Below are 11,477 nucleotides of genomic sequence, written 5' to 3'. Positions count from 1 at the left end.
TTTTTTGTTGCTATACTCAGTAAGTACTTTTTAACTAATGGTTCAGATCATACAGTCCCGGACTATGCATATTAGGCTGTTCTGGCAATTCAGGTACCGGGAAACCTTCCGGCGGATCAGTAACTTGAAGTTGTCCTCCATTTCGGCTTGGCGATTCCCCTGTGAAAATCTCCCCAATCCGGGTTGAATCCAATCGGAAATTAAACTGTGCATTATGGTATCCCAGGTCTACATATTTTCTGCACTCTGGATACTTATTAATATCGTAGTTAGGAATCGGGAATATTTTGCCCCAATCTACCCCCAGGGTCTCCAGTGCTTTGGCAAAAGCATTCTGATGCGCATTATCTCTTACAATCAGAAATCCAAGGGTTTCGCGGAATGTTTTATTGGAACTCATCTCATAGATCCTTGTCTTTTGCAAAACACCAGTAGACTCTAGCACCACGTTATTAAGTAAATCAGCAGTTAGATTCCCATGATTATATACATAACTTCCAAGCCAAGGATTCCCGCCTGCATCTACAGGTAGTGAACCTTGTCCACCCATAATATAATGGTGCGGATTTGCATGACGAACAGCTTCATCAATCGGTGCCCCATCTACCCCAGCATTACCAGGAACGGCTTCTCCACTTCCGCTCAGCAGCTGATTAATGGTTTGCTGAACAAGTTCCACATGGGCGATTTCCTCAAGAAATACACCACGAATCAAATCACGATACTGGGTTGCTTTACCCCGAAAATTACTGCTCTGAAAGAAATACTGCATCATCGTACGCATTTCACCAAATTGTCCGCCAAGCGTTTCCTGAATCACTTTAGCTGCCGCTGGATCGGGCTTGTCTGGTACAATAATATTAATTAAATCTTCTTTGTAAAAATACATAGGATAGGGCCTCCTTCATTTCTGATCATTCGGATACCCTATTTTGTTCTCCCCTATCATGATTTATACAATAGAGAGTACTGCTTCATGAAATGGATAACTTTCTATTATTAAGAAGGATCTATATCAAAAGACGATACAAAGGACCGCTTATCTCGGTACTCTGCTGCTTTCTCCTGCATTCCAGCATGAACCGCCTCAGCCTCACTCACTCCCTTTTCAGCAGCAAGATTTCGGATATCCTGGGTAATTCGCATACTACAGAACTTCGGTCCACACATTGAACAAAAATGAGCCGTCTTTGCCCCCTCGGCAGGCAGGGTCTCATCATGATAAGACAGCGCTCGTTCTGGATCGAGCGAAAGATGGAACTGGTCCCTCCAGCGGAATTCGAATCGCGCTTTGGATAAAGCATCATCACGCCGCTGTGCTCCTATATGACCCTTCGCCAAATCCGCTGCATGTGCAGCAATTTTATAGGCGATAACTCCTTCACGAACATCATTCTTATCCGGCAGACCGAGATGCTCTTTCGGCGTAACATAACAAAGCATCGAAGTACCAAACCAACCGATCATCGCAGCACCGATAGCAGAAGTGATATGATCATAACCCGGTGCAATATCGGTTGTCAGTGGGCCCAAAGTGTAAAATGGAGCCTCCTTACAAATTTCCATCTGCAGATCTACATTTTCTTTAATCTTGTGCATCGGTACATGACCCGGTCCCTCGATCATCACCTGGATATCGTGCTTCCAGGCGATTTGCGTGAGTTCCCCCAGCGTAGCAAGTTCCGCCATCTGTGCCTCATCATTCGCATCATAGATACTTCCTGGCCGCAGTCCATCACCCAGCGAGAAAGCAACATCGTAGGTCTTCATAATCTCGCATATTTCTTCAAAATGAGTATATAAAAAGTTCTCCTGATGATGGGCTAAGCACCAAGCTGCCATAATCGAACCGCCTCGGGACACAATCCCTGTCATTCGCTTGGCAGTCATAGGAATATACCTAAGCAGCACCCCAGCATGGATCGTAAAATAATCAACACCTTGTTCTGCCTGTTCAATTAAGGTATCCCGGTACACTTCCCAGCTCAGCTGATCTGCTTCACCGTTCACCTTTTCGAGCGCCTGATATAAAGGCACGGTCCCAATGGGAACAGGTGCATTACGAATAATCCATTCCCGCGTGGTATGAATGTTACGGCCGGTTGATAAATCCATCACCGTATCGGCTCCCCAGCGTACCGCCCACGTCATTTTCTCTACCTCTTCTTCTATGGAAGAAGAAACAGCAGAGTTACCAATGTTCGCATTGATTTTCACGAGAAAATTTCTTCCGATCATCATCGGTTCAGCTTCCGGGTGATTAATATTAGACGGCAGAATCGCTCGTCCACTAGCAATTTCTTCGCGCACAAATTCCGGTTCCAGCCCTTCGCGGATGGCAGCAAACTCCATCTCCGGCGTAATGATCCCCCGGCGGGCATAATGCAGTTGCGTCACATTCTGACCCGATTTTGCTCGCAGCGGCCTGCTTGCTTCTCCTGGAAAAACTTCGGCTGCTTGCTGAACACTTCGTTCTGACCGCAGTCCATTATCTTCCGGTTTCACGGTCCGCCCTTCATAATACTCTACATCCCCGCGCTCCCATATCCACTCATGCCGAAGTGCAGGAAGTCCTTTCGTAATATCTGCTTCATAATCGGCATCCCCCATCGGTCCGCTCGTATCATAGACACGCAAAGGTTCGTTGATCTCTACCCCTTGCGGAGTTTGTGTGGGACTGAGCTCTATTTCGCGTTCCGGGACAACAAGATCAGGCCGAGATCCTGTCTTGTACACTTTACGGCTTGCAGGAAAAGGAATGTACATCGATTCATTCCCCATTCCTTCTGTAACGCCCTCTGCTTTACTATTTTCGGTACTGCCTTGTTGCTGCAACTTCATCTTCTTCATCCTCCTTCAAAGTGGCTTACCGCCCCTGTAAAAGAATCACATGAACCTTTGCTGCAAGAAGTGTACGACAATAAAAAAAGCCGACTCCCTTAGGGGAATCAGCTTCTATACAATAGTTTGTTCCTACTCTCTCCATATCTATACAGGCGAATTTCGAAAGTCGCGTCATGACACGGCTCCTGAAATCAGATAAGCTACCTGTATTAAGATGGAATCGAATAAGCTCCTAATGTTATCGCCAATTACTTCCCTACGCTGGTATGATCCAGATCAGGTGCAAAGAGTCCGGTATCTTGCGACACCATCTCAGCCCGGCCTTACGGGCTCCCCTAGTAAGTTGTTATTACGTTATAATGATAGATCACTTCCGCTCCTATTAAAGAACGGTCTCTATTAGGGTATCTCATAAAAACGAGAAACACAACCTAATATTTACATATTCCAGCTTAAAAGCTGTTGCTATCTCAGCATAAGCCCCATCTGAGCAGCGGCTCTGACAAGCACAGGTCCATATTCATGCAGCGTCTCCTGAGATAATCTGCTGACAGGTCCCGAGACGGATAAAGCCGCTGCCACATTCCCTTTACGGTCAAAAATCGGGGCAGAAACGGCGGCTGCTCCCGGCTCTCTTTCTTCATAACTTGTAGCAAAACCCAAAGCTTTAATCTCTTGAAGCTGTGCTAGATAAGTTTCTTTGTCAAAAGGAATCTGGGGATCAAACTCCCTGATTAATTGTTCCTGCTCTTCCATCGGTGCAAAAGCGACAAGTACTTTGCTCGAAGCTCCTACAGATAAAGGAAGTCTAACTCCTACAGGAGCGACCCGGCGAATGGCCTGGTTGCTTTGCACAGCCTGAACACGAATACGCTCAATGCCATCCCTTAAATACAAACTAACGGTCTCTCCTAGATTATCGCGGAGCTGTTCCATTGCAGGGAGCAGCAACACGGCGGGATCATCACTTTGCGACATATGCGCAGCGAGTTCCCATATCCGAATCCCCAGCCGATATTTCTCAGTAGCGGGATTACGGATAACAAACCCTCTCTCCTCCAGGGTCGACAACAGTCGATGCACCGTACTTTTATGTAATCCAATCTTGCTGGATATTTCGGTTAGCCCAAGGTCCGTTTGACCTGTAAAAGTGAGCAGAATGTCCAGTGCCCGTTCGACCGCTCGAACTGTTGATTTGCGATCCTGATCTTCCATGGGATCCATGCTCCTTTCATGTTTCATCACGTGAAACCTGGTTACATAAATTATATGAGAACTCGTCCTTAAAGTAAAGATAATTATTGAGAATGAATCTCATTTAGAGGATATCATCATCTTATTAAAGCCCTCTTCTCATCTTATGAGATTAGGGCTTGCTTCACTTGACAAGTACCTTTTACTACTAGATTGTCGAATATTACATCTGTGTAACAAATCATCTTAATGGATTGACTTTGCTACTTGTAGAACATAGGATTAAAAATAATAGTAAGAGAGTCAAGAAGTGACTAATGAAGAACATGTCATACTTTGTCGGAAATTTATGAGAACTCATACAATAACTAGTCCTTTAGTCGTGAGAGATCAAGTTGTATAAGATACTAACTAGAAGGAGGGGGATCCTGAATGTTTCCTACATCCAAGAGCAATAGTCATCTTCAGCGAGACGTATCAACGATTCCTCCAGCAATCTCACCAAGGTTGATTCGTTTTAAACATATTATTGTAGCTCTTATTCTATCCATCATATTCTTTTTTGTATTCTGCTTTATTGCCCTTCATGCCTATATTGCCTGGGTACTGTCGAATCCGACAGTGGCACCCGTATACTCAAATCCTATGCTTGCCAAAGGGATGGCTTATGAAGAAGTTACGTTTCCTGCAGTCGATGGAAGCCGTAATGTGAATGGATGGTATATTCCCGCAGAGGAAGACGGTGCGAAAAAAACCATCGTTTTGAGCCATGGATATGGCGCTAATCGGGAGGAATCCTGGATTCCAATGTATGATCTTGCTCATTACGCTCACCAGCAAAACTTTAATGTCATTATGTTTGACTACGGATTTGCCTCCCAGAACAGCCGCGGTGTTGCTACAGGAGGAAAAGCAGAATCCAAGCAGTTGCTCGGTGCAGTACAATTAGCGAAGCAAAAGGGTGCTCAGGAAGTCGTTGTTTGGGGCTTTTCGATGGGAGCAGGTACGGCTTTACAGGCAGCTCTCGTCTCGGATGATATTGATGCTATGATCCTCGACAGCACCTTCCTGCTCGAACCAGATACCCTTTATCATAATATCCAGAATCAGATCGACTTACCGAGACAGCCGACACTACAGATTCTTACCATGTTATTTCCGATTCTTAATGGTACGAGTCTGAATTCCATACCGTATCAGGAAGTAAAAACAACAGATTATGACATTCCAATCTTGTTCATTCATGGTACAGAGGATGACAAAGCTCCTTATCCTATGGCTGAACTACTCGCTAGCAATCAAACGAATCCAAATTCAGATGTATGGATTGTAGAGGATGCGCGGCACGAGCTTATCTTTAGAGAACACCCAAAGGAATACTTACGAAAAGTATCGATGTTCCTCGGTAACATACAACTAGCACAGCAATAATACAATATTTCATTGAGATGGCACCTTAAACCAAGGTGCCTTTTTTGTGTATCCAAAAAAGCTCACAGCATGTGCTTGTATCTATTAACCAGCTATCCCCCCCTTGCCTGTTTCGTATTCTTTGACAAGTCATCATAAACCAAGCCCCTCCAAGAATAGAGATAGAAGAGATAACGTTCCCGAGTAGATGCTGCGACTGAAAAAGAACATATCAATTATTTTAGGAGGTAACCCGTATATGGAGCTTGCGTATGGTCCCTATTTGCCACTGCGTGTTCTTGAAGAGATTGGTTCTTGGAAAGATGCAGAAAAGGAATACATTGATATTATTCAGTCTATTGTACCGAATCTAGAATCCCCTTATGTAAAACTGCTTGATGAATGGAAATCTGTTTTTGAGAGAACAAGCTACACAGCGGACGACTGGAAGAAGAAAACGAAGGAAGTTTCTGAGCCTGCTAATGAATATATGCTGGGTCAGATGGATGTTCTGCTTCAGACTTGTTTCTCCCAGTCCAAAGAATTCCATCGGCAACTTGGTCATTTACTAAGCGGCAGTGAATCCGTAGCAAAGCATCCTTCCGCGAAAGTAATCCTTGAATATATTCGAAATCAGTGTGAAAAAAGCATAAATCAGTTAAAACCTTTGGATCATCCTAATGCAGTATCTAATCTAATTAACAAACCTACGTATGCGAGCGCGCAGCAACGAGACTACTGGGAAGAAGAACCCTTCCCTTATCCTGAAGTAGCGGGATATGACCGACTTGGCGAAGAAGATTTCACTATTTGCAACCACAGCTTCTTCTCAAGCAGATACGGATTCTAGTGTGTCACTTGAAGCAAGCACTCCTGAATCGCCTGTACCGATCGGTGGGCACAAACTCCCTCCTCTTCCTTACGCTTATAATGCACTTGAACCTTATATTGACGAGAAAACGATGCGTATCCATCATGATAAGCATCATAAAACCTATGTGGATGATCTGAACAAAGCAGAGAAGAAATTGCAAGAGGCCAGAAAAGATGGGGATTTTGAACTTGTAAAGCATTGGGAACGGGAGCTTGCGTTTAACGGAGCCGGTCATTATTTGCATACGATCTTTTGGAACATCATGAACCCGAAAGGGGGCGGCAAACCGACCGGCTCTCTCGGCGAGCAAATCCGCAAAGACTTTGGAAGTTATGAAGCTTTCAAGAAGCATTTTACAGAGGCAGCGAATAAAGTAGAGGGCGGTGGATGGGCTGTTCTTGTCTGGAGTCCTAGGTCACATCGTCTAGAGATTCTACAAGCGGAGAAACACCAGAATCTGTCTCAATACGATATCATCCCTTTGCTTCCTCTCGATGTGTGGGAACATGCTTATTACCTTAAACATCAGAATGAACGAAAAAGATACATCACGGACTGGTGGAATGTGGTTTACTGGCCAGAGGTATCCGAACGATTCATGGAAGCGCGTAAACTACGCTGGGCACCTTATTAATCTTCAGTAAAGTGTAATAGATACCAATTACAACAAAAGAATATGCCGCGAAAACAGCCTGTTCGCTTCTGCACAGGCTGTTTTTTCAATTCTATAATCAGTTTCTAGTCCCGATCATATCTTTCTTTTAATGTGGTTACCATCTTTTCTACTTCTTCTCTGATTACCTTAGGCTCGGTTTCAGATACATGTACAGCTTGCTTACGAAAAACTTGAATAAGCGAATTCATGTAAGCTTCAGCTGAAGGCACACCTGCCAGTTCACGGAGACCTCCCATCGTTCCTGCTACAACATGCGGATAATGTTCTTCTTCACCTAAGGCAGCTGCGTCATAGAATTCACGTACTTCTGCTGCCAGCTCATCCCCATGATCCTCGACAATAATAAAAGCGGTAATGAGGTAGGCTTTCGCTAAGCGACGCTGGGCTATACCGCAAAATTTACGACCAGCTATGCTTACATCATAATCTCCTGGGCAAAAGGCTCCCTCAATTTCCCCAGCCTTTGCCACAGCTCCCCAAGGCAGTAATGCCTCTTGTATGTAACTCACCATCTTCTTGAAATCTTCATGAATATTTAGAACTCGATCTGTGTTTGGCATGATCAAAGATACATTAATCACCCCAGGTGTAAGTTTTACCGCAGCCCCTCCCGAAGGACGTACACAAGTACGGATTCCGCGCGACTCATAGCTCTGCAGTACATCTGAAGCCCTTTTAAGCCTGCGGTCTCTAAGTCCGATCACCAGCGCATTCTCATGCCTCCATAGATGAGCAACCGGGGGATGCCCTTGTCCAACCTGCTTACTGAGCACTTCTTCCCATGCAAAAGCAGCAAGCACATCTTCTGAACTTCTCATGAGCGGAGATTCATAGATCTGTAGTTCCTCGAACATGTTATTCTGCTCCTTTCCTTCCATGTATATTTCATCTGTACACATGCAAAAAAGCCTTGACCTATAAGGTCAAGGCTTTCGATCCGTACTTCATATGCCAAGGCCCGTCTAACGGTATTATCCTTTAAGCAAAGAAAGAAACTCAGCACGAGAAGCTGCATTCTCACGGAATGTACCGCGCGTTGCAGATGTAACCGTCATGCTGCCCGGTTTTTTAATGCCGCGAGCGCACATACATAAATGTTCACCTTCAACGACAACCATCACACCATTCGGCTTCAAAGCTTCATCCAAAATATCAGCAATTTGGGATGTAATACGTTCTTGCACCTGAAGACGGCGAGTTACTGCTTCTACCAATCTCGCAAGTTTGCTAAGACCGACAATTTGTCCACTTGGAACGTATCCGATATGAACTTTCCCGAAAAAGGGAGCCATATGGTGTTCGCATTGGCTATAAAACACGATATCTTTAACAATAACGAGTTCTTCGTGGTTCTCATCAAACGTTACACCCAGTACATCTTTTGGATCTACTTCGTAACCTGCAAAAATCTCTTCGTACATACGAGTAACGCGCGCTGGTGTCTCAAGCAAACCTTCACGGTTTGTATCTTCACCAATCAGCTTTAATATTTGTTCAACATGGTATTCAATCTGCTCGCGATTATCCGCAACAGAAGAATTCACGTAATCTTTAAGTCCAGCCATTTCGTATAACCTCCCCGCCGTCGCATTTTGGCAGGCAAATTGCAGCTGCTATCTTTTTCTGCCCTGATTTTTACGCATAGGCGGTTGCATTCTACCAGATCCATTACCGCCTTGCTGGGATTTCATCATCTGTTGAGCACGCTGCATCTGCTTGCTATTCAAATTGTAACCCATTTGCTTAGCCATTTTTTGTAAAGCCTCAGGATCATTTTGCATTTTCTCCATCTGTTTACGCAGATAGAAAGCTCCAATAAAGAATCCTCCGATCAAGCCCACAATTAGTGTAATAATGGGTATGATAATATCCCACATACTTCTACACCCCTATTTTTAACTAGATTTCCTATCGTTTAAAAACGGTTTACAAACGATATCATAGCATGTAGGATGGCTGCTAGCAAACGGAAATTGGTGTTTTTCTTACCACTTTTATATCTAATTCTGATTCTCTATCGTCATAAGCTTCTCTTTTACTGACAAGCCGCCTGGATATATGATAACGCCACCTTCATTACCCGTCACACGATGGTGTGGAATAATGATGGACAGCGGATTTTTTCCGATAGCGGCCACAACAGAACGCACTGCTTTTGGTCTGCCGATCGTCTCTGCTAAATCCAAACTTGATACACTTTGACCAAAAGGAATATCAGCCAGTGCTTTCCACACTTGAACTTCAAAAGGGGTTCCGTGCAGATCGAGCTTTAGTTCAAACGATTTACGTTTACCCTTTAAATACTCGTCCAGCTGCCATACTGCTTCCTTAAAAGGAGTTAGATCACGAACAAAATGATACTCTCCAATCCATGTTCTCGCCCATTGCTGCAAATGAGCTTCACGCACCGCATAATTACCAAAATCGAGTCGTGCGAGGCCCTGTGGCGTTGCACATAATGTTAACTCTCCAAGGTCTGTCATCATCTCATGATAATAAATAGGCGTACCCGATTGGTTTGTAACCGTTGTTGGCTTCCAGGATACAGCCTGATCCGGAGTCTTACCTTCTATATGATCTGCCTCTGAGGCAGTTTCGTTATGTTGTTCACCAGAACTGCTGCTTAGTACAGCTTCACTATTGGTTTTTGCAGGAAGTTGAGCACCCAAACGTTCTCCCGCTTTTTGGATCATCGCCAGGACGGTCTCATGTTCTTCTCTTAAAGATGCCTTTGTTAGTGTGTTCATTACTTCGTCCCCTCCTATTTGGCCGAGTGCCCATGCGGCGGTTCCTCTCAGCTCAGGCCGCGGATCGCGCAGGAGCACTTCGCTCAATTTCGGTATAGCTGACTTATCTTTAAAATTCCCCAGTCCAATAACTGCATTACGCTGAATTGGTTTTTTACCTCGCCAAGCGGCAGAGGTGTGACCAAAACGTTCTTTGAATTCTTTATTGCTTAAATCAAGAATCGGTAACAATAACGGTTTTACAACCTCCGGGTCTGGCTCAAATTCAGGATGATGATTCCAGTTTTTGCCTTTGTTCTTAGGACATACTATCTGGCATGTATCACATCCATAAAGCCGATTCCCGATCTTTTTCATATATTCATCATCCAAAAATCCTTTGGTTTGTGTCAAGAAAGATATACATTTCTGAGCATTGAGCTGCCCCGGTCCAACCAAAGCGCCGGTAGGGCAGGCATCAATACATTTCGTGCATTCCCCGCAACCTTCCGTAACCGGTTCATCCGGTGTGAAAGGAATGTTCGTCACAAGCTCCCCAAGAAAAATCCAGGAACCGAGTGTAGGAGAAATGATGGCACAATTTTTGCCGCTAAATCCAATACCCGCTCGCTGGGAAACAGCACGGTCTACCAAAACTCCCGTATCAACCATGCTTTCAATGCGAGCTTCTGGTACTCTTTCCTTGATAAAATCCGAAAGTTTATCCATCGCTGCTCGAAGGACATGATGATAATCTTGCCCCCAAGATGAACGCGCCAAAATCCCTCTATATTTTCCCGGTTCTGACTTCGGTGGATCTTTCATCTTTGATGGATACGCAATGGCGATCGCAATCAGTGAAGCTGGTTTCGCATCATCTAAAGCAGGGTTGACCCGTTTCTCTATATCTCGCTCTTCGAACCCTGATTCATAACCTTTTGCCCGGTGCTCTTCTAAGATTGAACGTAATGAAACAAAAGGATCAGCGGCCGCAAACCCGATATCATCAATACCGAGTGACGGCGCTGCGGCAATAATTTCTTGCTTCAACCATTCGTAACGCCCATCTGGGCTCGGTACTGACTGTCCGCTAATCATACTCTCACCTCTAAGTTATATAATGTATGTTTCTGTCATACGTTGTATCGTTCAGAGTTTTTTCATACTCTCCTTAGGCCAAAAAATAAATTCAGCCTTTCCTACAATCTCATCTGCTATAACACTTCCGAATAAACGACTATCCTTACTCATCCCTGCATGGCGATTATCACCCATTACAAAGTAGTGATCCTCCTGGAGTTTGATCGGTCCAAAATCAGGATCTTCAATGATTGTATCCGTGTAAGACTCTTGTTGTGCTTCGCCATTCACATATAATACATGATCCCGAATCTCAACGAGATCACCGGGAATCCCAATAACTCTCTTCACAAGAAACTCTTTACGGTCAGGTCCATTGCTTGGATCATGAAGCACAACCACATCTTGTCGCTGCGGCTGTTCAAACTCATATATGATTTTGTTTATAAATAGTCGATTTTGTTCGGTAAGAGTAGGCTGCATGGATTCACCCTTAACGATGGAAATGTTAAACACAAATAGGTTCAGAAGCAGCATAATGACTAAAGCGATGGCAATTGTTTTGAACCATTCCTTTAGCTCTCTTGTGATCGAAAAGCCCGAGGGAGATGGTTTCACCGGACGATCTTTTTTTTGCGGTACATGACGATTCATCCCTTAAGTCACCTCTATC

10 protein-coding genes, 1 pseudogene and 1 riboswitch are annotated in these 11,477 nt (G+C 44.4%); of the genes and pseudogenes, 3 read left to right on the top strand and 8 right to left on the bottom strand.

Annotated features, from left to right (window positions below; all coding sequences use genetic code 11):
• Positions 1-34: 34 nt before the first annotated feature.
• The 3 genes from PV403_RS21655 to PV403_RS21645 all read right to left on the bottom strand — a co-directional run bounded on the left by PV403_RS21655 (position 35) and on the right by PV403_RS21645 (position 4,059).
• Positions 35-889 carry a manganese catalase family protein gene (locus PV403_RS21655; RefSeq protein WP_332085947.1) on the bottom strand — a complete coding sequence of 285 codons (855 nt, stop codon included), beginning with the start codon at positions 887-889 and terminating at the stop codon, positions 35-37.
• A 110-nt stretch (positions 890-999) separates the two neighbouring features.
• Entirely contained in the window at positions 1,000-2,781 is a 1,782-nt protein-coding gene (gene thiC, locus PV403_RS21650) for a phosphomethylpyrimidine synthase ThiC (protein ID WP_332085961.1), read from the bottom strand.
• Positions 2,782-3,080: 299 nt separating this feature from the next.
• A riboswitch (TPP riboswitch) is annotated at positions 3,081-3,191 on the bottom strand.
• A 118-nt stretch (positions 3,192-3,309) separates the two neighbouring features.
• Positions 3,310-4,059 carry an IclR family transcriptional regulator gene (locus PV403_RS21645; protein ID WP_213534815.1) on the bottom strand — a complete coding sequence of 250 codons (750 nt, stop codon included), beginning with the start codon at positions 4,057-4,059 and terminating at the stop codon, positions 3,310-3,312.
• A gap of 411 nt (positions 4,060-4,470) precedes the next feature.
• Between PV403_RS21645 and PV403_RS21640 the strand changes: the two genes are divergently transcribed.
• The 3 genes and pseudogenes from PV403_RS21640 to PV403_RS21630 all read left to right on the top strand — a co-directional run.
• Positions 4,471-5,469 carry an alpha/beta hydrolase gene (locus PV403_RS21640; protein WP_332085946.1) on the top strand — a complete coding sequence of 333 codons (999 nt, stop codon included), beginning with the start codon at positions 4,471-4,473 and terminating at the stop codon, positions 5,467-5,469.
• Positions 5,470-5,707: 238 nt separating this feature from the next.
• The gene (locus PV403_RS21635) at positions 5,708-6,298 is read left to right on the top strand and encodes a DUF2935 domain-containing protein (protein WP_332085945.1); all 591 of its coding nucleotides are present in this window, start codon (positions 5,708-5,710) and stop codon (positions 6,296-6,298) included.
• A gap of 28 nt (positions 6,299-6,326) precedes the next feature.
• Positions 6,327-6,956: pseudogene (locus PV403_RS21630) on the top strand (superoxide dismutase); the annotation flags it as partial.
• 104 nt (positions 6,957-7,060) lie between these two features.
• On the opposite strand, the gene PV403_RS21625 reads toward PV403_RS21630, so the two are convergent.
• The 5 genes from PV403_RS21625 to lepB form a co-directional block, all read right to left on the bottom strand.
• Positions 7,061-7,852 carry a lipoate--protein ligase family protein gene (locus PV403_RS21625; RefSeq protein ID WP_332085944.1) on the bottom strand — a complete coding sequence of 264 codons (792 nt, stop codon included), beginning with the start codon at positions 7,850-7,852 and terminating at the stop codon, positions 7,061-7,063.
• Between the two features lie 117 nt (positions 7,853-7,969).
• Positions 7,970-8,563 (bottom strand): GTP cyclohydrolase I FolE, encoded by a 594-nt coding sequence (folE, locus tag PV403_RS21620; RefSeq protein WP_191800258.1) that lies wholly within the window; start codon positions 8,561-8,563, stop codon positions 7,970-7,972.
• A gap of 48 nt (positions 8,564-8,611) precedes the next feature.
• Complete coding sequence (locus PV403_RS21615; protein WP_213534823.1) at positions 8,612-8,875, bottom strand: YneF family protein; 264 nt, start codon at positions 8,873-8,875, stop codon at positions 8,612-8,614.
• 123 nt (positions 8,876-8,998) lie between these two features.
• Positions 8,999-10,822, bottom strand: coding sequence for a tRNA epoxyqueuosine(34) reductase QueG (gene queG, locus PV403_RS21610; protein ID WP_332085943.1), 1,824 nt, complete (start codon positions 10,820-10,822; stop codon positions 8,999-9,001).
• 51 nt (positions 10,823-10,873) lie between these two features.
• The gene (gene lepB / locus PV403_RS21605) at positions 10,874-11,458 is read right to left on the bottom strand and encodes a signal peptidase I (protein WP_213534827.1); all 585 of its coding nucleotides are present in this window, start codon (positions 11,456-11,458) and stop codon (positions 10,874-10,876) included.
• Between the last annotated feature and the right edge of the window lie 19 nt (positions 11,459-11,477).

The organism is Paenibacillus sp. GYB006 (assembly GCF_036577645.1).
In the GTDB taxonomy this organism is placed as follows: Bacteria; Bacillota; Bacilli; order Paenibacillales; family Paenibacillaceae; genus Paenibacillus.
The sequence above is the reverse complement of the archived record's forward strand: the minus strand, read 5'-3'. Positions and strand labels throughout refer to the sequence as shown.

Bases quoted from the DNA above. Each gene is read 5' to 3' on its own strand.
- PV403_RS21655 (WP_332085947.1), bottom strand. From the start codon at position 889: ATGTATTTTTACAAAGAAGATTTAATTAATATTATTGTACCAGACAAG.
- thiC (WP_332085961.1), bottom strand. From the start codon at position 2,781: ATGGGGAATGAATCGATGTACATTCCTTTTCCTGCAAGCCGTAAAGTG.
- PV403_RS21645 (WP_213534815.1), bottom strand. From the start codon at position 4,059: ATGGAAGATCAGGATCGCAAATCAACAGTTCGAGCGGTCGAACGGGCA.
- PV403_RS21640 (WP_332085946.1), top strand. From the start codon at position 4,471: ATGTTTCCTACATCCAAGAGCAATAGTCATCTTCAGCGAGACGTATCA.
- PV403_RS21635 (WP_332085945.1), top strand. From the start codon at position 5,708: ATGGAGCTTGCGTATGGTCCCTATTTGCCACTGCGTGTTCTTGAAGAG.
- PV403_RS21625 (WP_332085944.1), bottom strand. From the start codon at position 7,852: ATGTTCGAGGAACTACAGATCTATGAATCTCCGCTCATGAGAAGTTCA.
- folE (WP_191800258.1), bottom strand. From the start codon at position 8,563: ATGGCTGGACTTAAAGATTACGTGAATTCTTCTGTTGCGGATAATCGC.
- PV403_RS21615 (WP_213534823.1), bottom strand. From the start codon at position 8,875: ATGTGGGATATTATCATACCCATTATTACACTAATTGTGGGCTTGATC.
- queG (WP_332085943.1), bottom strand. From the start codon at position 10,822: ATGATTAGCGGACAGTCAGTACCGAGCCCAGATGGGCGTTACGAATGG.
- lepB (WP_213534827.1), bottom strand. From the start codon at position 11,458: ATGAATCGTCATGTACCGCAAAAAAAAGATCGTCCGGTGAAACCATCT.